Source organism: Planococcus sp. CP5-4_YE (genome assembly GCF_019042655.1).
In the GTDB taxonomy this organism is placed as follows: Bacteria; Bacillota; Bacilli; order Bacillales_A; family Planococcaceae; genus Planococcus.
Window position 1 is genome coordinate 1 of record NZ_JAHPZO010000024.1, and the last position, 22,626, is coordinate 22,626.

The 22,626-nt window shown below is 46.5% G+C and carries 24 protein-coding genes, 1 pseudogene and 1 riboswitch; of the genes and pseudogenes, 9 read left to right on the plus strand and 16 right to left on the minus strand.

The genetic code is table 11. The features are described from left to right. Positions 1-253 (plus strand): annotated as a pseudogene (locus KTG14_RS16810) (ABC transporter permease); the annotation flags it as partial. An 89-nt stretch (positions 254-342) separates the two neighbouring features. Here KTG14_RS16810 and KTG14_RS16815 read toward each other — a convergent pair. The 3 genes from KTG14_RS16815 to KTG14_RS16825 form a co-directional block, all read right to left on the minus strand. Next, positions 343-693: a cupin domain-containing protein gene (locus KTG14_RS16815; protein WP_216971966.1), complete on the minus strand. Its 351-nt coding sequence runs from the start codon at positions 691-693 to the stop codon at positions 343-345. A gap of 104 nt (positions 694-797) precedes the next feature. Then, on the minus strand, positions 798-1,328 hold the full coding sequence (locus tag KTG14_RS16820) for a GNAT family N-acetyltransferase (RefSeq protein ID WP_216971967.1): 531 nt from the start codon (positions 1,326-1,328) through the stop codon (positions 798-800). A 20-nt stretch (positions 1,329-1,348) separates the two neighbouring features. Beyond that, positions 1,349-2,446, minus strand: a complete 1,098-nt coding sequence (locus KTG14_RS16825) for a hypothetical protein (protein ID WP_216971968.1) — start codon at positions 2,444-2,446, stop codon at positions 1,349-1,351. A 262-nt stretch (positions 2,447-2,708) separates the two neighbouring features. Here KTG14_RS16825 and KTG14_RS16830 point away from each other — a divergent pair, with 262 nt between their 5' ends. Next, on the plus strand, positions 2,709-3,914 hold the full coding sequence (locus tag KTG14_RS16830) for an MFS transporter (protein ID WP_216971969.1): 1,206 nt from the start codon (positions 2,709-2,711) through the stop codon (positions 3,912-3,914). A 57-nt stretch (positions 3,915-3,971) separates the two neighbouring features. Here the strand turns inward: KTG14_RS16830 and KTG14_RS16835 are convergent, their stop codons facing one another. Genes KTG14_RS16835 through KTG14_RS16865 form a run of 7 tightly spaced genes read right to left on the minus strand, consistent with a single transcriptional unit; the run spans position 3,972 to position 9,073 of the window. Further along, complete coding sequence (locus KTG14_RS16835; protein ID WP_308462021.1) at positions 3,972-4,442, minus strand: NUDIX domain-containing protein; 471 nt, start codon at positions 4,440-4,442, stop codon at positions 3,972-3,974. Continuing rightward, entirely contained in the window at positions 4,423-5,076 is a 654-nt protein-coding gene (locus tag KTG14_RS16840; RefSeq protein WP_216971970.1) for a zinc dependent phospholipase C family protein, read from the minus strand. The genes KTG14_RS16835 and KTG14_RS16840 overlap by 20 nt, the downstream gene beginning before the upstream one ends. A 22-nt stretch (positions 5,077-5,098) precedes the next feature. Beyond that, on the minus strand, positions 5,099-5,791 hold the full coding sequence (locus KTG14_RS16845; RefSeq protein ID WP_216971971.1) for an aspartate/glutamate racemase family protein: 693 nt from the start codon (positions 5,789-5,791) through the stop codon (positions 5,099-5,101). A gap of 15 nt (positions 5,792-5,806) precedes the next feature. Further along, on the minus strand, positions 5,807-6,808 hold the full coding sequence (locus tag KTG14_RS16850; protein WP_216971972.1) for a S66 family peptidase: 1,002 nt from the start codon (positions 6,806-6,808) through the stop codon (positions 5,807-5,809). After that, complete coding sequence (locus KTG14_RS16855; protein ID WP_216971973.1) at positions 6,805-7,338, minus strand: kinase; 534 nt, start codon at positions 7,336-7,338, stop codon at positions 6,805-6,807. Before KTG14_RS16855 ends, KTG14_RS16850 begins: the two co-directional genes overlap by 4 nt. A gap of 29 nt (positions 7,339-7,367) precedes the next feature. Beyond that, the gene (locus KTG14_RS16860; protein ID WP_216971974.1) at positions 7,368-8,258 is read right to left on the minus strand and encodes an alpha/beta fold hydrolase; all 891 of its coding nucleotides are present in this window, start codon (positions 8,256-8,258) and stop codon (positions 7,368-7,370) included. A 53-nt stretch (positions 8,259-8,311) separates the two neighbouring features. Beyond that, positions 8,312-9,073, minus strand: coding sequence for a Nif3-like dinuclear metal center hexameric protein (locus KTG14_RS16865; protein ID WP_216971975.1), 762 nt, complete (start codon positions 9,071-9,073; stop codon positions 8,312-8,314). A gap of 145 nt (positions 9,074-9,218) precedes the next feature. Here KTG14_RS16865 and KTG14_RS16870 point away from each other — a divergent pair, with 145 nt between their 5' ends. From KTG14_RS16870 to KTG14_RS16880, 3 genes are all read left to right on the plus strand, one after another. Further along, positions 9,219-9,542, plus strand: coding sequence for an ArsR/SmtB family transcription factor (locus KTG14_RS16870; protein WP_121299031.1), 324 nt, complete (start codon positions 9,219-9,221; stop codon positions 9,540-9,542). Positions 9,543-9,648: 106 nt separating this feature from the next. Then, a complete protein-coding gene (locus tag KTG14_RS16875) occupies positions 9,649-10,881 on the plus strand; it encodes an MFS transporter (protein ID WP_216971976.1) in 1,233 nt (410 codons plus the stop codon). 255 nt (positions 10,882-11,136) lie between these two features. Further along, positions 11,137-11,982, plus strand: coding sequence for a GAF domain-containing protein (locus tag KTG14_RS16880; RefSeq protein ID WP_216971977.1), 846 nt, complete (start codon positions 11,137-11,139; stop codon positions 11,980-11,982). 88 nt (positions 11,983-12,070) lie between these two features. Here KTG14_RS16880 and KTG14_RS16885 read toward each other — a convergent pair whose 3' ends face one another. Then, positions 12,071-12,910, minus strand: coding sequence for an aldo/keto reductase (locus KTG14_RS16885; protein ID WP_216971978.1), 840 nt, complete (start codon positions 12,908-12,910; stop codon positions 12,071-12,073). 448 nt (positions 12,911-13,358) lie between these two features. Here KTG14_RS16885 and KTG14_RS16890 point away from each other — a divergent pair, with 448 nt between their 5' ends. Beyond that, the gene (locus KTG14_RS16890) at positions 13,359-15,791 is read left to right on the plus strand and encodes an EAL domain-containing protein (RefSeq protein ID WP_308462020.1); all 2,433 of its coding nucleotides are present in this window, start codon (positions 13,359-13,361) and stop codon (positions 15,789-15,791) included. Positions 15,792-15,925: 134 nt separating this feature from the next. After that, positions 15,926-16,231 carry a hypothetical protein gene (locus KTG14_RS16895; RefSeq protein ID WP_216971979.1) on the plus strand — a complete coding sequence of 102 codons (306 nt, stop codon included), beginning with the start codon at positions 15,926-15,928 and terminating at the stop codon, positions 16,229-16,231. Between the two features lie 343 nt (positions 16,232-16,574). On the opposite strand, the gene KTG14_RS16900 is transcribed toward KTG14_RS16895, so the two are convergent. Next, the gene (locus KTG14_RS16900; RefSeq protein ID WP_216971980.1) at positions 16,575-17,588 is read right to left on the minus strand and encodes an anti-sigma factor; all 1,014 of its coding nucleotides are present in this window, start codon (positions 17,586-17,588) and stop codon (positions 16,575-16,577) included. Continuing rightward, complete coding sequence (locus KTG14_RS16905; protein ID WP_216971981.1) at positions 17,572-18,102, minus strand: sigma-70 family RNA polymerase sigma factor; 531 nt, start codon at positions 18,100-18,102, stop codon at positions 17,572-17,574. The genes KTG14_RS16900 and KTG14_RS16905 overlap by 17 nt, the downstream gene beginning before the upstream one ends. Positions 18,103-18,294: 192 nt before the next feature. Next, positions 18,295-18,443, plus strand: a riboswitch (cyclic di-AMP (ydaO/yuaA leader). 72 nt (positions 18,444-18,515) lie between these two features. Between KTG14_RS16905 and KTG14_RS16910 the strand changes: the two genes are divergently transcribed. Together KTG14_RS16910 and KTG14_RS16915 are read left to right on the plus strand one after the other, a co-directional pair. Then, a complete protein-coding gene (locus tag KTG14_RS16910) occupies positions 18,516-19,181 on the plus strand; it encodes a potassium channel family protein (RefSeq protein WP_216971982.1) in 666 nt (221 codons plus the stop codon). A gap of 1 nt (position 19,182) precedes the next feature. Next, a complete protein-coding gene (locus KTG14_RS16915) occupies positions 19,183-20,514 on the plus strand; it encodes a TrkH family potassium uptake protein (RefSeq protein ID WP_216971983.1) in 1,332 nt (443 codons plus the stop codon). A 62-nt stretch (positions 20,515-20,576) separates the two neighbouring features. Here KTG14_RS16915 and KTG14_RS16920 read toward each other — a convergent pair whose 3' ends face one another. The 3 genes from KTG14_RS16920 to KTG14_RS16930 all read right to left on the minus strand — a co-directional run bounded on the left by KTG14_RS16920 (position 20,577) and on the right by KTG14_RS16930 (position 22,476). Then, a complete protein-coding gene (locus tag KTG14_RS16920; protein WP_216971984.1) occupies positions 20,577-21,329 on the minus strand; it encodes an SDR family oxidoreductase in 753 nt (250 codons plus the stop codon). Positions 21,330-21,356: 27 nt separating this feature from the next. Continuing rightward, the gene (locus tag KTG14_RS16925; protein ID WP_308462019.1) at positions 21,357-21,854 is read right to left on the minus strand and encodes a GNAT family N-acetyltransferase; all 498 of its coding nucleotides are present in this window, start codon (positions 21,852-21,854) and stop codon (positions 21,357-21,359) included. Positions 21,855-21,984: 130 nt separating this feature from the next. Continuing rightward, positions 21,985-22,476, minus strand: coding sequence for an immunoglobulin-like domain-containing protein (locus KTG14_RS16930; protein WP_216971985.1), 492 nt, complete (start codon positions 22,474-22,476; stop codon positions 21,985-21,987). Positions 22,477-22,626 lie beyond the last annotated feature (150 nt).

Consider the following 22,626-nt stretch of genomic DNA (forward strand, 5'->3'; position numbering starts at 1 on the left):
CCTCTTGCACTTAGTGGTGCTTGCTATAGCCTGCTCCGGAATGTCGTTAATTCCGCTATTTTTCGGCATGAGGAAATACTCCGTTCCCGCTACGATCGTTTCAGGAATCGCAATTGTTGCCTTGCTGTCGTCATCGGTGAATACGAATGATACAAACCTGTTTTCCGTTACCGCTGTCCCTGTGTTCCTCGGCCTGCTTGGATTTCTCATCGCTTACCTGGTGGTAGGGCGTGCTGTGAAACAGGATTTTTAAAGAAACTGATTTTATTTTGAAGTAAACAAAAAGGCCAATTAAGGGTGCTCCCTTAATTGGCCTTTTCAATGAGGATTTTGTAATTCTTCCTATTCCATATCATGCATAATCGGCAACAATTCCTGACTTTCAATGATGATAGCCATCAAACCCTTGCCTGTCTTCGTTTCATGCCATTCACCCTTGTTCCAGAACACCGCATCGCCAATCTCGACACTGAAATAGTCTTCTTGTTCACCACGAACAAACCCTTCTCCACTCACGATCAAAAGCAATTGAGGGCCTACCGCTTGGTGATACCCGACCACCCCGTTTTCTTCTAAATGCATGCAGCTGATATGTGCGGGTTGTGTCGTTTGAGTAATTCGGGACATGATGAAATCCGAATTAAACTTGGAGATCTTTTTGCCCTTGCTTTTATCAAATTTGAAAAGCTCCATTTCATCTGCCCCTTCTACTAAATATGACTAGTTGGAATTGAATCGTTCTCACTCCTATTTTCTTTTTAGACACATGCAAAGTTCTTGAAATCAGGTTCTGTCAATTACTCAGCCAACAACGAAAAAATAAACGCATCATGGGATCGGTCGTCCTGATAGAGATAAGCTCTTAGCCTGCCTTCTTTTTCGAATCCTAATTTTTGCAGCAAAGCGATGGATGCTCCGTTTTCTGGAAAGGTGACGGCACCTATGCGGAATAATCCAAGTTGGACGAAACAATACGCCAAGACTTCTTTGACGGCTTCTGAAACATAGCCTTTATTCCAATAGGACGGATGCAGTTCAAAGCCGATTTCCGCTTTTTTTCCTTTGAGGTTCAAATTGTTCAACCCAACCGTCCCGATGAAAGAGCCCGTTTCTTTCACGACAATGCCCCAGCGGATTCCCCTGCCGCTTTCGAAGGTCTGCCCGAACGACTCGATTATGCTCTCAGCCTCATCCAATTCATTTAAGCTGCTCATGCCGTAATATCTCGTCACTTCGTCTCTCGACATGATGTCGAAGAAGCTCTTGGCGTGATGTTTTTCGATATGTACGAGTTCCAGTCTATCTGTAGCCATTTCCTGAAAATCCATAATAGTGCCCCTTTCTCTATTTAATGTGTGATTTCGCTCTCCAATGCTTCCTCGAGATTCCCGATTTCCGATGCAGCCAGCGCTTTCAGTTCCCCTGCCAATGTCGCGAGCCTGTCTTCAATCTGCTTTTTGTCGCCGTAGCGGATGCGTGCTTCTTCCGGCAGCTTCCCAGTCAATAAATGAAAATGGCTGTAGCCGGTTTCCAGCAGCTGCAATAATTGTTCGCCCCTGACTTCAGCCTGAACCCGCTTGTCGCCAGCGCTATAACCGACTAGGAATCCACCAGCAATGGCCTTTAAATTGTCCGCGCAATCAGCAAAGCGGTGCTTTCCATAACGCTCGGTATCCGACAGTGCGATAAAGAATGTTTCGTAAAGATTCATGAAGTTCCCGGCCATTCCTCTTGGGTAATAAATATTTGGAAACGGATCGATTAGGCAAATTTGCGTGCCGTTTATCAAGATATTTTCCGGTGAAGCATCTTGATTGCTGAGGCGTGGCTGGGTGAATCCTCGCTCCCGGAGCTCCACTGCCAAATTCAGCGCATCGTTCACCGCAGCGTCCTGAAATTCAGGACGCGCCTCGCTGAGTTCCCGATAATCCGACAAATGCTCTTCACTTTCTTCTTTCAGGAAACGGCGGACGTCTCCGGTGATGCTGCCTCTCAGCCCGCTTTCCTCTGTCCAATGCAGATAGCCAAAACCGTCCAAGCCGTGCGGGATTTCTTCTGTTTTCCGGTAAACCTCACCGAGTGCCTTTCCGGTCTCAACCGCTTGCGCTCGCGACAGGTCATGCAGATCGATATGATTTCCAGCGAACGACTCGAGCGTATAGCTTAATTGTTCAGAAACATAGAACTCGAAAAACTCCGGTGCCGCGCCTTTTACTGCCTCATTGACCGAGCGGTAGTAAAGTTCTGTCGCTGCGTATTCTGCGGTCAATTCTTCTTCGTCGACTTCAGCCGGCTTGCCGTACACGACGTCCTTTGGAATCCGCAATACCAGTTCACGGCCATCTTTTTCGACTTTCCATGCATGATGCCAGGCCCCTTCCCCTAAAAATTCCGGAGACTCTACTGCTGCGTGACGAACGGCTGCTTGTAACTTCGTTTTATTCATGTGATAACCTGCTTTCCATTTCAAAAATTTCCCGTACTATTTTTTCGCTATATAAGCTTTGTTTCTACTATATCCAATATTTTCTTTCACCGCCATTTGTTTTCCAATTATTTAGAGTATAATGAATACAATCCATCCTGAAGATAAATTCCCCAAGCTTTATCTTCCTTACGAAAGGAACATCTGGCGTGACGATCAGTCCAATCTAAGTGATCCCCTGCAGTAGAAGTCATTTACGAAATTGACTCTTGGGGGATTCATCATGAAACTGAATAGAAATTTCCACTTATTGCTGACGGGCCAGTCGCTTGCGAATATCGGCGACGTGCTTTACATCGTCAGCATTATTTACCTGGTTTTCGAATTGACCGGCTCCGCCACGGCTGCCGCTTTGGTGCCGTTCGTCATCACCAGTTCGATGTTCGTCTCAAATACTTTAACGCCGCTGCTCATGCAGCGTTTTGATTTGAAATGGCTGCTTGCAGGATCGCAAATGGGCAAGACCGGTTTGTTGATTGCCTTGGCATTATTTCTGCCGCAGTTAACCACGGCCAATTTTATTGTGCTGTTTTTACTGATCAGTTTGGTGGCGCTTTTGGACGGCTGCGCCAATCCGGTGACACAGGCCTTAATCCCGAATTACGTAAAAAGTGACCAGTTGCTCAAAGCAAACGGCATCACCGAGACCGTTACGCAGCTGATTCAAACGGCGATGTGGTTTGTCGGCAGTTCCTTACTGATTTGGCTGTCCGCCATCGAACTGGTCTGGCTGACAGCGGGATTGTTCCTGCTTTCAAGTTTGTTGTTGAGCGGCTTGGATAGAGTCGATAGCGCGCCGCCAGAACCTCAAAACAAATGGCGCCAAATCATTAAAGGCTGGCAGACCGTCTCACAGACGCCGGTATTAAAGCGCATCGCTTTGATGGAGATGCTCGAGACAATTGCCGGCGCCGTGTGGATCGCCGCGATTTTGTATGTCTTCGTCAGCGAAGCGCTCGCAGTCGATGAGAAATGGTGGGGCTTTATCAACGGTTCGTTCTTTATCGGCTTGATCGCAGGAAGCCTCATTTGCCTGCGATTTACCGAATGGGTCGAACGCAATCTCAGCCGTTTTATCCTAATCGGGGCTATTTTCAGCAGCGCAGCGACTGTATTTTTCGGCTTGAACAGCATGCCGCTCGTGGCGCTCCTATTATCAGTTCTGGTCGGCGTCTTCAGCCAGCTGAAAAACATCCCGCAGCAGACCGTTGTGCAGACGAGCGTGCCGAAAGAGCAGTTGCCGACAGTGTTCACGACACTCGGGGCGATCGGCATGGGCACATTTGCCGTTTCCTCTCTATTGATGGGGATACTGGCCGATTTGTTCGGCATCCGCTCAGTGTTTGTCTTATCTGGTGTTTTGCTCGCTCTCGCCAGTTGGATTGCTTACCGCGGCCGCAGCTCCTTTCAACGAAACGTTCAGGAATAAATACATGAAAAAGAACAGCCGGATGATTTCGGCTGTTCTTTTTTTTTGCTCTGTAATTTAATTAAACGCTCCCAAATAAACCGAATTCACGCCACCACTTTCAAACTCCTGGATCCAGCGCCGGATGCCTTTCGGATAGATCCGATGCTCCAGTAAGTCCTCGATCTCCACCCATTCAACACCGGTTTGCTGCGTGTCGGGATTCGACGGTGCGGCCGATTGCAAGTCACCCTGCAAAAGACATTCAAAATAATATTCGATCCGGTGAACGCCGCTATCGGTCTCGGCATGTTCGTGGCGCTCGCCTATGTATTCACGGATATGGATCAGGCTTTTCACTTCGACGGCGCAGCCGATTTCTTCGACACATTCACGTACGGCTGCTTCCGGCAAAGTTTCGCTGAGCTCCTGTCCGCCGCCCGGAAATAGATAATAGCTGCCTTCTGTGTCTTCATTGGTCGTCAGCAATACTTTGCCGTCTTGGACAATGATCGCTTTCGCAGAATTTCTAATGGCCAATATGTTCACTCCTTTGCCTTTCCTGCATTCCAAGAGACAGGCATACGCGGATTGCCTGTTCTGTCGCGGATTTGATATAGCCGGTAATTTCTGCAACTGAATATATCTCCAGGTCCCTGCTGGAAGATAGCTTCGTTGAGTGGAAGTCGCCGAGCGTTTCTTCGGTGAACTTTCGCAAGTTATTGACTTCAATTTCTTCTATAAGAGTCTCGGGAAGTTCGGCGGATGCCAGTTGTTGTTCTAACCCTGCGCAATAAAATTGGTTAACGAGCATACTATTAAGCTTCCTGAAATCTGCATGCCATTTTTCGAGTACAGACGGGTCGGCATCGATGCGGTTTTTTAGGTCTTTTTTAAAATAGATGTCTTTCATCCACACAGCGTCCCCCACTAAATGCACGACATACCCGAGAATGAATTCATCCTTCATTTGCTCTTTATATTTCTGCATGAAGCCTTCATAATTCACACGTCTCGTCCCATCGTCTACGCTGCCCTCGTAATAATGAGACTTGGTTTTTTGCTCTCTGCCGTGAACTGCATCCGGTGCAACGCCGCCCAAGAGAAACCGCGGCCGGTCGGAAATCTCCATTCTTTCCGCCACGTGCCCAGCAATGATCAAATGCATCATGCGCGATCCCATGTCGGCTCCCCCCTTTTTACTTTTAGTTATCCAGCGCTTCTTTCACCGCCGCTTTGACGTGGATCTTTGCCGTATCAAATAGCGGCACCTCTGCGTCTTCATCGTGAATTAACAAACCGATTTCCGTACAGCCAAGAATGATGCCCTGTGCGCCACGATCGATGAGGCTTTGGATGGCTTGTTGGTATTTCACTTTCGACGACTCGTTGATTTTCCCTAAGCATAATTCATCAAAAATGATTTCGTTGATCATGTCGCGTTCTGCAGCTTCCGGAATCAACACTTCGATGCCGCTGTCGGCAATGCGTTCTTTGTAGAAATCTTGCTCCATCGTATACTTAGTCCCGAGCAACCCTACCGTATGGAGATGATTTGAGCGGATCTCTTTTGCGGTCGCGTCTGCGATATGCAAAATCGGCACCGAGACGGCTTCTTCTATAGAAGAAATCACTTTGTGCATCGTGTTCGTGCACAATACAATCAGCTCTGCACCGCCTTTTTCAAGCGAACGAGCGACATCCGCCAAACGCTCGCCTGCTTCTTGCCATTTCCCTTGTGACTGAAAGCGTTCAATCTCCTCGAAATCGACACTGTACATCAAGCATTTCGCTGAATGCAGGCCGCCTAAACGCTGTTTCACTTGCTCATTGAGCAGCCGGTAATATTCTGCTGACGATTCCCAACTCATCCCGCCAATCAATCCGATTGTTTTCATCGTCTTCCTCCTCAATTAACGAATCCATTGCTCCGTGATTTCAACTCGTTTTTCGGTCACATCCAATGTGACGGTTTTGCCAATCGGCATCGTCAGCATCGGTTGGGTGTGTGCGCAGTCAAACTCGGCAAGAATTGGCAACTCGCGATCTCCCAGCACTTCCAGCAAAATCTCGTATGGTTTTCTCCCCGTTCCTTGATCATCAAATAGTTCATGCTTGCCTAAAATGATTCCCGCTGCTTTGTCAAAAATGCCATTGAGCTTCAGCAAATTGAAGTTCTTCTCCACGACGGCGGCCGTTTTCATCGTATCTTCCAACAACAAAATATCGCCGTTTTCAATCACCGGCATATAGGGGCTCCCCATGATGCCGGCCATCGTATTGACATTTCCGCCGACCAAGCGTCCCGTCACCTTGCCTTTCGTCACGCACACCCACGCGTTGTTGCGCAGTTCCTTTTCCTGTGTTTTTTCTTCCCAATTGACCGGTTCATCCGTCCAGTACGGGGGAAGTTCCACTGCATAAGGAAGGGTTTGTACTTTCATCAATGCTTTTTCAAAATAATCATATGTATAATCCACGAACGGTTCGTGTTCACCGAAAGACGGCACCAGCGCCGGTCCGTAAAATACCGGAATGCCGGTCTTGGCATAAATGGCGAGCAGCACAGCCGTCGCGTCCGAGTAGCCGATCATGATTTTCGGGTCTTTTTGAAACGCTTCATAATCAATATACGGCAACAGCGCATTGGAATTCGTCCCGCCGATCGTCGACATGATGCAACGGACGTCCGGATTACGGATCAATTCGTTCAGCTCCTCTGCCCGCTCCTGTATCGTGCCCGAACGGTAATGGTCACGCTTGCCCGTCAAGCTGCCCTCCACGATTCTAAAGCCTTTGGATTCCAGAAAATCTTTTGCCCGTTTGAAGCGCACTGGCGAATTATAGGTAATCGGAGACGACGGGGAATAAATTCCGATCTGGTCCCCTGTTTTCAAGCGATTGAATATGGTCATGTACTTGCTCCTTTGCTTTTATTGCCCCGCTGATACTCTTCGACCTGGCTGCAGATCAGTTCGACGATCGCTTGCTCGGACATTTCCTCTGTCAGCAATTGTTCACCGGGCACACCCAAATCGTCTTTTGGGGTCCACCATTTTTGCAGCGATGCTTCCCCGAAGTCCTGAGATTGAGGGCGCGTATTGTGGCGCTCCATTGTTTTTTCGAAGGGCAAATTAAAATAGTAAACGAATGCCTCGCCGTCATAAAACCGGATCAAGTCGAGCAGCAATTCTTCATAACGATGCTTCATGAAAATCCCTTCCAAAATGACGATTGGGCATCTGCCTTTGCCGTATTCCGTGATTTGCCGGATCAACTCTGTCGATAAATTGCCCTCCCTGTCCTGGACCTTCAACATGTCCCGGCGAACCACATCTTGCGACACCAATAATGTGCCTCGCCCAAAATGGTCTTGCAGCCGCTTCGCTATCGTGGTTTTTCCGCTTGCTGAATTTCCCCGCAAAACGATCAATATGGTTTCCAATGTGGTCACGCTCTCTTCAGTACTGTTTTTCAAAGTGGTCGGGTTAATTTTTGTGCCATCGCAATGACCAAGTCTGGCCGGTCGAGATGAACCATATGGCCAGCTCTCTCTACAAAAACCAGTTCACTGTTTTCAGAAAGGGCCGATTGCTCTTGAATCAATTCGTGCCATAGATGTTCCTGCGCCATCAGTTCTGCCTCTGGCCATCCTTCTTCCACGCCTTGTTCCACGGCATAGTTCATATCACGCCCGATGACTATAAGCGGAAGGCTTGAAAGAGAACCTAAGCTTTTGATGATTTTGGCGTCCGCTCTCCAATTTTCGACTTCGGACTTCATCGCTTTGTACAGATTGGGTTTTTGCTGAAATTCGATTAGCCGCTGTTGTATAGGGCGCGGCAATTTTTTCTGGTTTTCGCTCAACATGGGGCGGATCACTTTTTTCAATTCATTTTCATCCAGTTCGGCGAATTTGCCGCACTCTTCCAACCATATGTCGTCAGAAGCATCTTCTGCTAAATCAGGAAGTTCGTCGAGTTTTTCCAGGCTATCCGACGTGGAATCCACTAACAGCAGCCCTTTGACTTGCTGCGGATAAAGTTTTGAAAAGTGCTGCGCACATAAACCGCCGTACGAATGGCCAATCAGCACAACCGGCTCCGTCACTCCCAGTACATCCAAAAGATTCTTGGCATCTTGTGCCGCAGCGGCTGTCGTGCGCGGTTCTGTTCCCAATTCACTCGCGCCAAGCCCAGGGCGATGGAACAAGATGACTTTATGAGTTTCACATAAAATTTCTGTTACGTTAAACCATTCTTCAAATGAACAACTCATGCCTGTCATGATGAGAATCGGCGTGCCAACCCCGCCTTTTTGGAGCACTTCCATCGGGCGGCCGTTAAGGTGCACCAGGCTTTTCATCCTGTTCTCTCCTTCTATTGAAGGAATCCGCCGATCCGCAACCGTTCCGGCCCTCAATGATTCAACTCAAAATGCGCTTCTTTCAATTCTGCAATTGCCACATCCGGGTTCATTTCAGCGATTTTTTCAGCTAAGCTTGCTACGCCGAAAATCTCTGTGAAGGTGTGGCTGCCGACCAGTAAATTAATGCCGGCAAACTGCGCGTACTGAATGGTGTAGAGCGTGGCTTCTCCGGTGACATATGTATCGCATCCTCTTTCGGCCGCTTCGCGGATCAATGCAGAGGAGTGGCCCGCTCCGGTCAACACGCCGATCCGTTTGACAGGCTGGGCATTATTTTTCCATGCGCGCACTGGTTCGTTTAAAGCACCGCGCATTCTTTTAGCCAATTGCCCAAACTCCACAGGAGCAGCAAATTCCGCGATGCCTGGAAGTTCGCCTTCCGCCTCGCTGTAGGTGGAGTAGGCGATGGTTTCGTCCACTTCCAATTGTTTCATCAATGATGTGCAGGTACCAAAGTCCACGAAATCCAGTGGTGCGTGGATCCAGAAATGGCTGATGTTGTGGGATTTCAGCTTATCGACGCACGCTTTTCTCAATCCGTAGATGAAATCCCAAGCGTCATGATGCGTCACCATCAAATCCACGCCTTGTTTGATGGCCATTTCCACCGTTTCAAGAGATAAATTGGTCGCATAGCCAATCTGGTGGATTTCTTTATCCGTTGTGGTTGTAAAACCATATTCATCGTCTTCTTTCAGCAATTCCTCCCCGAACAATTGCTGAATCGCTTTCTCAAAATCATTTAATTTCATCTTAAATGCCCCACTATTCTGTTTTTTCTTGATTTTACCATATAAACTTCCTTACATAATATTGGCAGTTGGATTTATTTAAGAATTGACCTCACCGAAACGCTTTGTTTTGACATATCGAATAGTATCGATATAAGATAGCCCCATGGAAAATTTAAATGTTATTGATGTATTTAAAGCGTTGTCGAATGAAACCCGTTTGAACATTTTAAAATGGCTGCGGGAGCCGGAGAAGAATTTCCCTGCACAGCAAGCGCATTTGCCCAAGGAGGTCAGCATTGAAGGCGGCGTCTGTGTCGGCGATATTCAAGAAAAGGTGAATTTGTCCCAATCCACCGTCTCGCATTATTTATCCCTTATGCAAAAAGCTGGATTGCTCGAGGCTGTGCGCTACGGGCAGTGGACGTATTACAGGCGCAATGAAGAGACATTAGCGAAGGTCGCAAAATTCATTAACGAAGAAATTTGAGACCGGGCTCGTCTCTTTTTTTGATTTCTTATATCGATAATATTAGATATTTCTATATTACAATAAACTGATTTTCCCAATGAATTACATAGAGGAGTAGATTGTTATGGAAACCACTTCACCACCAGAATTATTCACCACTAAACAAAAAGTATTGGCGTTCACTTTGACCTTATTGACCTTCGTCATGGGCACGAGTGAATTTGTTATTGTCGGCCTGCTCGCAGAAGTCTCGGCTGACTTGAATATCAGTTTGGCGGTTGCGGGGACACTCGTGTCTGGATTTGCGATTGCTTATGCCATCGGAACTCCTTTTTTGACCGCCTTTGTCAGCCGCTTCCCCAAATATCCGCTGATGCTGAGCTTGATCTCCATCTTCACCGCCGGCAATATCCTCAGTGCCTTGTCCGGGTCGTATGAATTGTTGATTTTCTCACGCATCATTACTGCTGTAGTCAGCGGCGTCTTGGTCGCTTTGTCGATGAGCATCGCCAGCGACATCATGCCGGAAAACAAAAAAGGCCCGATCATAGCGCTTATTTTCGCCGGCTTCACCATTTCCAATGTCATCGGCGTCCCGCTTGGCACACTCATCGGCCAGCTTGGCAATTGGCAGCTGACGTTTTGGTTCACGACTTTGCTCGGCGTCATCAGCTTAGTGATGGCTATCTTTATCCTGCCACGCAAATTGAAGGTCGTTAAAGCTTCGGCTAAGGACCAGCTCGGGTTATTGGCGAATCCACGGATGATTTTGGCTTTCTTTATCCCGACCTTTTCGATCGCCGGCACTTATACGATCTACACCTACATCACGCCGATCTTAGAAGACGGCATGGGCATCCCGACACGTTACGTGAGTGCCGTCCTGCTCGCATACGGCGCTTTCTCCATTCTCAGCAATGTATTGGCCGGCAAAATCGCCGGCCGTAACGGCGTCAGCAAGCTGCGCTATGTATTCGTCGTGCAGGCAGTTATTTTAGCTTCTCTTTATTTCACGATGGGCACGACTTTCGCAGGGCTCGTCAGCCTCATGCTGATGGCCATCATGATTTATGCGATGAATGCCACCATCCAAATGTATTTAATGAACTTGGCTACGGTGTATTCGCCTGCCGCAAAAGATTTTGCTTCTTCCCTGACGCCTGTCGCCGTGAATATCGGCATTGCGCTAGGTGCAACACTCGGCGGATATGTGGTCGCACAGGGCGGTTATATCCATTTGTCATGGGTCGGCGCATTATGCGCATTGCTCGCATCAGGGCTTGCGTTTCTCAGCACCCGCTTGGACCGGGCGGATGATTTTTCTACAGCACGCGCGAAAGCCGGCTTTGAGCAATAAGCGAGACAGTGCAATACGAGAACTCCCCCTGCGGCCAGATTTATTTTTTCGCCATGCGAAATGTTTCCCTTGACCGCAATTCCTGATTTCTATAGCCTTAAAAGCAGAAACACCAGGGGCTACCCTACTGACTGGACGATTAAACTGGAGTTTTTATGAAAACTTGAACACCATCAAGTTGCATGTGAAGGAAATGACTCTATACATCAAAGAAGACTGGCAGGGTCCCCCCCAGGAGAGGGGGAGAAACGAAAGATGAACGATAAACAGAACATGTCTACACACGATTCATTGAAAGCCGTTTCTTACAAATTGTTTCAAGTGATCAGTGATGAACTCGGCGTCAACACCGCTTATGTAACCCAGAGAGGTCCTACATCGATGAAAATTATCAGTTCATTCAATAAAGACCACTACATCATTCCAGAGGGCTATGTTGTGGATTATGACAGCGCGTATTGCCGCTTAATAATCCAAAGTGATCAGGAAGCGATGCACATAAAGAATTTAGGCTCATTTACGCTTACAAAGGACATGGAAGCGACAGAGGAACTTGAAGTTAAAGGATTTCTAGGGGTGACGCTGCGTGATTTCTACGGGGAAGTGTTCGGCACATTATGCGTCATGGACAAAGAAGAAAAAGATTTTAGCGATAAAGATGTACACTTTCTCAAGCAAATGGCAGAGGTCTTGTCTTACGTCATCCATTTGGACACTACGCTAGGAGACATCGAGTTGTTGAGCGTGCCAATCATCCCGATCAAAAAGGGGTTGGCAATTCTATCACTTCAAGGGAATATCAATGAATCACGATCCCAGAAAATCATGGAAGACACGCTGCATTATGCGGCCGACAAAGGCATCCATTCGTTTATCATCGACTTGTCGCAATTGAGGCTGCTGGAAAACCAGTTTCCGGACGTCTTGAAGAATTTGGTGTCAGGCTTGAATGTCATGGGCGTCCAAGTCATGATGACCGGCCTCCCGCCTTGGCTCGTGCAAATGCCAGGTGTCAGCGAACACTTATCACAGTTGAAAACCGAGTATGTCGCCGACATTGAATCGGCGTTGAATAAAATCGGCTATACGCTGGAAAAATAAAAGGAAGAGAAAAGCTCAAGGGCTTTTCTCTTCCTTTTGTTATGGCTGGAAAGGCAAACACTCACCTAGTATCAGTGTCTAATTCCCTTTAAAAATCGAAATTGTCCGGATCCGGGCCGACACGGCGGTCTTCGTTCAATGCCGAAATCTGTTTCATGTCTTCCTCCGTTAATTCAAAATCGAACACTTGGGAGTTTTCCACAATGCGTCCTTCATTGGTCGATTTCGGAATGGTCACGACGCCGTTTTGCAGGTTCCACCGCAAGATGACCTGGGCGACCGATTTGCCGTATTTCGCTGCGATTTCTTTCAGCTCCGGCTGTTCGAGCGCTTCGCCTGCCATAAGAGGCGACCAGGATTCCGCCTGGATGTGGTGTTCGCGGCAGAACGCGAGCAAGTTCTCTTGCGTCAAGCGCGGGTGATACTCGATTTGGTTGACCACCGGCTTGATGTCCGCGTCTTTCATTAGGTCTTCTAGATGATGGATCTGGAAATTGCTGACGCCGATCGCTATGACCTGCCCGTCCATATAGAGATGCTCGAGTGCTTTCCAAGCGTCTTTGTATTTGCCTTCAACGGGCCAGTGAAGCAAATACAGGTCCAGGTATTCCAGCCCCAATTTCTTCAGGCTCGTCCCGTAAGCTTGGATACCGGACGTATAGCCGAAATCGTCGTTCCATAGTTTTGACGTGATGAACAAGTCTTCTCTCGAAATCCCTGCCGCTTTGATTCCCTGGCGTATCCCTTCCCCGACGCTTTCCTCGTTTCCATAAATAGCGGCGGTATCGATGCTACGATAGCCTTTGACGATCGCCGTTTTGACAGCTTCAGTCGCCTCAGGGCCATTTTCTACTCGGAATACGCCCAGGCCAAGCCACGGCATTTCGCTTCCATTATTCAAAGTAACAGTTGCTTGCAAGTTTTTCATAGATAATGATCCTCCTATTTCTTTAAAAAGACAGTAGACATACTATACCCGCAGGAATGAAAAACTATCGTACTCGAATAAAAATATAAGTTTAACTTGTTCTATTTTGCATATAATGCGTTTTTTATTATTCAAAAATAACTTCACTTTCTTACACTTCACTCCATTAAAGTTTTGCAGCTAATAAATAGTTTCATATCGAGACAATTGTGGTATTCTAATGGAAAATAGCTTTATTTGGATATTTATAATGTCTAATGGTCCTAATTAAATAAAGATCATTCGTTTTATATAAGCCTTATGACCTTTCAGTGTTCAATAGAGTTTCTTTTCTAGTTGGAAAAATTTTATGGTCTACAGCTTTTTAATTCATTATGAAGATTTGACAAGCGGCTGTTCTTTTCTATTTATTCAATAATATCTTCATTAAAAATTACAGTGAAAGAGTGTGAGTCCCATAACCCATCTCATCAGTTCCTATAACCTTCCTCTTGTCGTCCTTTCTATTCTTGTGGCCATCTTCTCGGCTTCCGTCGCACTCGATATCAGCAGCCGCTTGAAATATGCCAAAAACGTTTCGCACCTACGCTGGATTATAGCGGGTGCCTTTATTCTGGGACTCGGCATCTGGTCGATGCATTTTATCGGCATGCTGGCATTCCGTTTGCCGGTCGAAGTGTCCTACCATTTCGGTTTGGTTTTATTATCGATTGTACCAGCGGTCATTTCTTGCGCAATTGCGTTCTATCTCATCAGCAAGCCAGCAGTCACTTGGAAAAATCTGTTTACCGGCGCCTTCTTTATCAGCGCAGGCATCGTGTCGATGCATTACCTCGGGATGGACGCCATGCGTATGGAGGCGATGATCTCCTACAACCCGTTCATGTGGACATTGTCGGCACTTGTTGCCTTTGCCGCTTCGTTCATTGGCCTGGCACTGCTGTTCTACATTCCAAACGTCCCAAGATTTCATTGGCGTAAGCTGGCTGGTGCAGTTTTGATCGGGCTCGCGGTTTCAGGCATGCATTATACCGGCATCGCTGCGGCTGATTTTTCGCAAATGGAGCACTCAGCTATTGGCCAAAGTACACCATTTTCAGTTAATAGCCTCCTCCTCGCCTATGGTATCGGAGGAGGCATGTTGATGCTATTCGTGCTGACCCTAGCAAGTGTGCGGACTGACCGCCGCTTGGAAAGGCAGTCGGAGGAATCCGAGATGAAATTCCAATCCGTCATCGAATCCGCAAAAGATGCAATCATTGTAGCGGATTTTCAAGGCGCCATCGTTCAATGGAATCAAGGCGCCGAACTAATTTTCGGCTACAGCAAAAAAGAAATCCTTGGGCATAATATTAGCGTCATCATCCCGGACCGCTTTAAAGAAGCACATGAGAAAGGCATGGAAGTTTACCGTAAGACGCGTGAGTCAAAAGTTGTCGGCAGCACCGTTGAATTGACAGGTTGCCGGAAAGACGGCAGTGAATTCCAGTTTGAAATGTCCGTTGGTACATGGGAGACGGAAAAAGGCATCTTCTTCAGCAGCATTATCCGGGACGTTACCGAGCGCAAAGCGTCTGAGGACAAAATCAATGATCTTGTTTATTTGGATCCTTTGACCGGCTTGCCAAACCGTCGTTTATTCAATGATCGACTCGACTCGCTGCTGCGGCAGGCAGATGAACGCGGCTTAAATTTCTCCCTGTTCTATATGGACTTGGATAATTTCAAGATGATTAACGATCGCTTCGGGCATTCCATCGGAGATCTCTTTTTGCAAAGTGTCGCCAGCCGCCTAAAAGCCCAAATCACTCCGAAAGATACCCTTTCAAGGCTTGGCGGCGATGAATTCATCCTGCTTTTGCCAAATACTGAATATAGCAAAGCCGCAGACCGGGCACAGGAGTTGATTCACGCCTTGAACACGCCGTTTCGCTTTGAAAATGAAGAAATTTTCACGAGTGTTTCTGTCGGCATCAGCATGTTCCCCTTTGACGGCAATGATTCCGAGACTTTGGTGAAAAATGCAGATATCGCGATGTATCAAGCAAAAGAAGGAGGGAAAAACGCTTTCCAGTTTTTTACGCGTGAAATGAATGAAACGATTGACCGGAAATCAAAGCTCGCCACTGGCTTGAGGAAGGGTTTGGAGCACGGTGAATTCACTATCCATTATCAGCCGCAGATCAGCCTGAAAACTGAACAAATCATTGGCGTCGAAGCGTTGCTGCGGTGGAACCATCCCGAATGGGGAACGATTTCTCCAGCAGAATTCATCCCCATCGCCGAAGAAACCGGAAGTATCACGAAAATCGGCGAATTCGTCTTGGAAGAAGCGTGCCGCCAAAATAAATACTGGCAGGATATAGGGCTCGCCCCGTTCCGTGTCGCAGTCAATATTTCCGCGCGCCAGTTTGCACAAAAGGATTTGACCGAAATCGTCAGCACCGTCTTGAAAAAAACCGGTTTGGCCGCACAGTACTTGGAATTAGAACTGACGGAGACAATTATCCAAAATGCTGACAGCGCCATCTCCACCATGGAAGAACTGGCAGCGCTCGGCGTCCATTTATCGATTGATGATTTCGGTACCGGTTATTCTTCACTCAGCTATTTGAAGCTATTCCCGATCGACAGCTTGAAAATCGACCAGCATTTCACCCGCAATATCAAAAGCGACTCTAAAGATGCGGCACTCGTCAAAACCATTATCCGCATGGCGCATGACCTGGAATTGAACGTCATCGCAGAAGGCGTCGAAACCGAGGAACAACTAGAGTTCCTGAAAACCGAGCAATGCAACCAGGCGCAAGGCTATTACTTTAACCGCCCGTTGCCGGCGCAGGAGATCGAGGATATTTACTATACGACGAAGCCTGCTTGATGATTTATGTCCTTTTAACAGAGCAGCTTGCTAGCGAGAAAATTATAGGAACTCTCCCATTTGTCTAATCCCTGCTCTTTAAATAATCCACTTCTTCGCAAAGCGCGCACATTTCGAATAGGGGGGATATAAACATGAAAACCCTGGCGTTTATGTTGGTGATTGCCCTGTTAGTGATTGGTGGGTATTTGTATTTAGAGCACAAAGAAAATGAAGCAGCCGCTTTCAACCATGCAAAAGAATATGTAATTGCTCATTACAACGAAGACGATAATTTATTTCATGGTGGAACGAGATACGATTATGGGAGAGGCAATTATTTTGTCATTGTCCAAAACCTACAAGATAAGAAATATTATTTGGAAGTGAAAATTGATAGCGACCGCTTTTTGGTATCAATTTCGGACAACTCATCTGAAATTGTGAATTCTAAACAATAATCTACCTTCAAAGGGGAATAATTGATGGCAAGTGACCAGAAATCATTTAAGCTCAATACAAAGATCTAGTATCCCTTGTACGGCCTTTATATCTTTATGATGATAGTGTCAATTTATTGGAGAGAATTATTCCCGTTCACGTTCCTTGTCCCTGCAGGAATTTTTTTAATCAGGAGTTTCCAATCCTTTCAGATGAACAATAAGAAAGAAATGTATGGCTTCTTGTTCATGGCCGTTATTTTTTTCATAAGTGTTTTCGTCGCAAAGCCGTAAAGAATTTACTTACACTATTCAATAAAGAAGCGAGGAAATGCTGCAAATGGCAGCGTCTCCTCGCTTCTTTTTAGTATGGTGTCGGACTTTCCCAATTCCACAATTCCACTTGCCCCAGATGTTCGCCGGTCACCATGGCTTCATCTTCCAGCTTCAATAATTCCTTGACCGGCCCAGTGACTACAGCGCCGTATACCGTAAAGCCATTTTCCTCTATATAATCATGGCGTTCACCCAAATAATCCAGGCCCAAAAACCCTTCATAATAAGAGGCAGACTTTTTCTCAAGCAAGGTCTCTATATTATCCATCATCATGTCTTGGCTGTCTTGTAATGTTTCGGAATCAAGCCGATGGATAACAGAAAAGGACTGAAAATCATCGGAAGCGCTTTGCCCTCCCGTCAAGCCGAAAACGGTATTCACCGATAGATCTTCACCTCCATTCCCCCAGCTGCCCGGCGTGAACTCTTCGAACTCGCCTGTATGCAGCGGCATCCACAAAATGTCGATATCATAAGGTGCTAATTGTGTAACCAACTCTTCCGGTGTCATGAAACTATCTGTTGAGAATGCCACTTCCGCTACCGTGCCTTCATGAAGCTTATCCAGCGTACTCCATACAGCAGGATGTGCTGGAGCGTCGAGTGAATTGCCATTGCGCGGGTCTTCCGGGTAGTAAAAAGCAGTTTGCTGGAGTTCGTCCCTGAAAGGGGTTTGGTATTCGATGGTAGAGTAGCTATTGAATAAGCTTTTCCTCACCTTTGCTTCCCCGACTACCACTTCCGCTTTACCGACTTTTCTGACTAAAGGATAAGAAAGTTGGCTGGTGCCTAAAGCAGAAACTTCCTCTTCTTCGAATCCATTTGCCCCACGAATATTCGGCACAGTCCAATCCAACGCGAGCTTCGTATAATAATCATTCTCCTCTGCCACTTGCATCCCGTCGGTAATAAATGCTAAAGCGATCATATAAGCACCGTACATTAGCACTCCAATCATTAATATACGGAGAATCCGCACCGTTAACACAAAACGGGACTTCTTTAGTATTTTCTTTTCCAAGGCTTCATTCCATTCTGTCATCGTGCCACCCTTTCTGTTGTGCAATGGTCTCCAGTTTTTTTCGTGACCGGTGCAGTGTAACTTTTACTTGATCTACTGATAAATCCATCGCATTTGCTATTTCAGAATAACTAAATTCTGCTACTTCTCTCAAATAAAGAATCGTCCGGTAACGTTCCGGCAAATAATCGAACAGCATATTCAAGTCGTCCCGTTGCTCTTGCGCCAAAGCTGTATCTTCCGGCAATCCGTATGGGCTGATCATTTCTTCAGCCGGCTTGAATCTATTCACTAACGGGATGCTTTCCCTTCTCTTGCGTTTGCGCCATTCATCAATATAAATATTCCTCGCCACCTTGAAAAGCCACGCCCGTGCTTGTTCTCCCTGATAGGTGTGGAGTGAGATCGTTGCCCTGACAAATGTTTCTTGGGTCAGATCTTCGGCTAGGTGGGAAGAACCTGATAACTTCCAAAGAAAATAATAAAGGGGTTTTGAATACAGTTTGAAAAGCTGTTCCAGCTGTTGGTTTTTCATTGTCTCCCCCTTTATCGACTTCTACTCTTTACACGTTTGTCTTTCATTAATGTTACAGTTTTCCTGAAATAATTTGTAAAAAGAATTCCATTACTCCTCCTATAATTGGATAAATTTTTTTATTTCGGCACACAAAATTGTGTTGACTTTTTCAAATAGAGGCGTATATTTTAGCTTGTACAACAGAATCCACCTTTTATATCGCTGAGACAGAATGAATTTCTGTGCGGGGGAACCAATTCGATCGCAACTTGATCTCGGGGTGAATCTTCATTTTGAAGAAGGGGTACTCTCCATCCCTAATCCGACAGCTAACCTCGTAAGCGTAGAAAAGAGAGAAAAGGTCTACCTCAGACCGTTTCTTTGAAATGGTTTTTTTGTGCTCAAATTTAAGAGAAAAGAGTGGAAGAGAAATGAGATGGAACAAGAAGCAGTTCGCAGTGATCGGATTAGGAAGATTCGGGGGCAGCATTTGCAAAGAACTGCATCAAATGGGTCACGATGTACTGGCAATAGACCGCGACGAGAAAAAAGTAGTGGAGTTCGCGGCGTTTTCTTCCCACGCACTTCAATTGGATTCGACCAACGAGTCAGCTTTGAAGCGATCGGGTATCACCAATTTTGAAAATGTCATCGTCGCAATCGGCGAAGATATCCAATCGAGCATCCTGACGACACTCGTTTTGAAGGATTTGCAAATTCCTAAAGTGTACGTCAAAGCCCAAAACCATTACCACCAGAAAGTGTTGATGAAGATCGGTGTGGAGCAAGTCGTTCAGCCGGAGATTGAAATGGGCAAAAAAATGGCTGAACATCTAGGGTCTCAAAAAATCATCGATTCGATCGACCTTTCTGCAGACTATAGTATTACGGAATTAATGGCCACGCCGAAAGTTAACCGGAAGTCTTTGAACGACCTGAAGATCCGCTTGAAATTCGGCGTAACCGTCCTTGCCATTAAACGCGGAGAGGAATTAAATGTCTCGCCGTTGCCACATGACATCTTGCAAGCAGGAGACGTTTTGACGGTGCTCGGAACAAAGAAAAATATCCATCAGTTCGACCGGGCAGGTTTGTAACATGAAACGATCTACTTATTTTAAAAAAATCAAAATATCGCCGCCTCAAATTTTAACGATGACTTTTCTGGTGGCGATTTTATTTGGCACCATCTTGTTATATTTGCCAATCTCCACAGTTGAACCGATTTCATGGATCGATGCGTTATTCACCGCTACGTCTGCGACGACAGTAACCGGCCTGGTCGTTGTCAGTACCGGCAATGATTTCACGATGTTCGGGCAATCCGTCATCATGGTCCTCATGCAGATCGGCGGGCTCGGTCTCATGACATTCGCCATTTTGGTCGTTTTGCTGCTAGGCAAGAAAATCGGCCTGCGGGGGCGGATTTTGATCCAGCAGTCGTTCAACCAGTATTCACTTGGCGGCATGATCCGCCTCGTACAGGTTCTGCTGTTTTTCGCATTCGGCATTGAATTATTGGCCACTGCGATTTTAGCGGTTCGCTGGGTCCCGGAATACGGCTGGACATACGGGCTGTTCACCAGCGCTTTCCACGCTGTTTCCGCATTCAATAATGCAGGATTCTCCTTGTGGGATGACAGCTTGAGTGGCTATGTCGGCGATCCAACAGTCAATATTCTGATCACTCTCTTGTTCATTTCAGGCGGGATCGGCTTTACCGTCTTGTATGATTTATGGAAAACGAGAAACTTCAAGCAATTGTCCCTCCACTCCAAAGTCATGCTGACGGGGACCTTAGCCGTGAATCTGATCGCGATGCTGTTTTTATTCGTTTCGGAGTACAGCAATATGGAAACCATAGGCGCGCTGCCGCTTGGCGATAAACTGTGGGCTTCGTATTTCCAGGCGGTTACACCGCGTACTGCAGGATTCAATTCCATCGACATCGGCAGCATGGAGACCGGTTCGATTGTGCTCATCTCGCTTCTTATGTTCATTGGAGCCGGCAGTGCCTCGACCGGGAGTGGTATCAAGCTTACAACTTTTTTGGTCATTATTTTAGTGACCGCTTCTTATTTGAAAGGGAGAAAAGAAGCGGTCATTTTCAACCGTGCAATTCCTTCCCACTTGCTAGAACGTTCTCTGGCGATTGTGTTCATCAGCATGGCCGCTGTTTTCGCGGGCATTCTCATTCTGTCCTATACAGAGCAGGCGCCATTCGAATGGATTATTTTCGAAGCGTTCTCTGCTTTCGGGACGGTCGGGCTGTCGATGGGCTTGACCGGAGAACTTTCCACCATCGGCAAATTCGTCATTATGGTACTGATGTTTATCGGGCGAGTCGGCCCTGTGACACTGGCATTCGCATTGGCCCGCCAGCACCGGGAACAAATCAGCCACCCGAAAGGCGATATTTTTACAGGCTGATTGGGAATTTGCACAAATCAAAAGCTGCACCCCCGAATTTTGGTGGTGCAGCTTTTTTGGTGTTAACTTCTCAAAAATCCACCTTCCGAATGAATCACTTGCCCGGTAATCCAGCCGCCTTCCTCGCTGGCAAGAAACGCGATCAGGTTCGCTGCATCTTCCGGTTTCCCAATGCGCCCCAAGCCGAACTTCGGCCGCAGGTAATCCCGGATGTCATCATCCATCCAATTGGTGTCGGTCGGCCCTGGATTGACGGCATTCACTGTGATGCCCAGTTCCGGGACTTCTGCGGACAAAGAGGAAGTGAATGCCGAAATCGCCCCTTTCGTTGCCGCATACGCCAAGTTTCCTGGCATCGGCCCCTGCTCCTGTCCTGAGGTTAAATTGATGATGCGCCCATCGTTTAGGCCCGTTTGCTGAAATCCTTTCGCGAATTCTGTAGACAATAAAAACGTCGCTCTCATATTCACCATATAATGATCGTCCAAGATCTTGCCGCTCAAATCCATATAGTTAGAATCGATCGAATGCGCCGCGTTGTTGATCAGGATATTCGGAAATCCGATGGCGCTTTTCACATGAGTCAGAATAGCTGCTTCGGCATCCCGTTGCGCTAAATCGACCTCCAAAAACTCACAGCGTACGCCAATATCTATGATTTCTGAACGAAAGCGCTCTGGAAAATCCGGCGCTGCTTGCCAGTGGGTGAAGAAAATATCCGTTTCCTGCTGTGCCAGTTTCTGGCAGACGGCTGCGCCGATGCCGGTGTGGTTGCTGACGCCGGTGACCAATGCAATGCTTTTAGGTTTTGCCATGCTGATAGCCTCCTTTTGTGCAGCTTATTAAAGCAGCTTTGCCATATAATATTCATCCACATAACCATCGTTGACGAGCAGCGAATCCCGCTTCACGCCCTCAATTTCGAACCCCATCTTCTGATATAAAGTGACTGCTGATACGTTTTCTGCTATCACTGTCAGTTCCAAACGGTGCAGTTTGACGGATTTCGCCCAAGCGATGACATGGGAAAATAAGGCCTTTCCGACACCTTTGCCGCGGCTATCGCTATGGACACCCATCACCATATAAGCACGATGTGAAATTCGCTGGGGGTTCTCATTTTGCACAATCAAGTATCCTAGAACTTGATGTTCTTCACACGCAATAAAAACGCCTGATTTTTCATTGGCATTCAACTTATTGATGAACTTTGCGAATGATTCGGCTGAAATCTCCCGCTCGCCTGGATTGAACATCATATATCCTGAATCCTCAGCATTTTTAATGACTTTCACGATTTGATCTGCGTCGCGGCTTTCAGCTTTTCGAATTTCTATCACAGTTACACTCCTATTCTGTTAATAACCATTTCAAGTTCATTCAACTTTAATATTTCCGGGGAAATAATCTGTGTATAGATATATCCCGCTTTTCTACTCTAGAATCTCTTCGATATTTCAATACCTCGAACTACTTCGTGATTTCAAATTCCGCAGCTAGAGCAATCTCCTCTGTTCCCTCATTAATATAAAAGGTTTTAACGATTCGGTATGTGCCAGCCGTCAGTTCGTAATCCAAAAATTCAAGCGGCATTTCCTGCTCCAACTTCTCTCCCGTCCCCAAACCCAAACCAATATCCGTAAAAGCGAACTGTTCTTGGTAAGATACTTCATACCATGTGCCTTCTTGAAATTTCTCCAGCACTCGCTGCTCACCGAATCCAACATTACTTGAGCCCGAGTTGGAAATGATTAAAGTTATCTTATCGACAGGAAGAGTGTAATTTTTTTCATCGCTTTGCATTGAAACTGCAGTTTCTCCATTAGTGAAGGTATTTGGCAAGTTTTCATGTAAAGAAGTGTCTTCTAGAACTTCTTTCTTTTTATTTGTTTCAAACAATGAACAGCCAGAAAGTAACAAGAGCGAAGTTAATAGAAGAATCGTTAATTTATTTCCGGTCATCTTACCACCCTTTCGATAACTATTGATTAATTAACTGAATTCTACCATTTATGCAATACAATAGAATCCTATTTTATAGATTTTCTCAATACACATTTAGTAAGGTCTTCAATTACTGAACCTTCTTCGATATTCTTTGGCGGTAACATA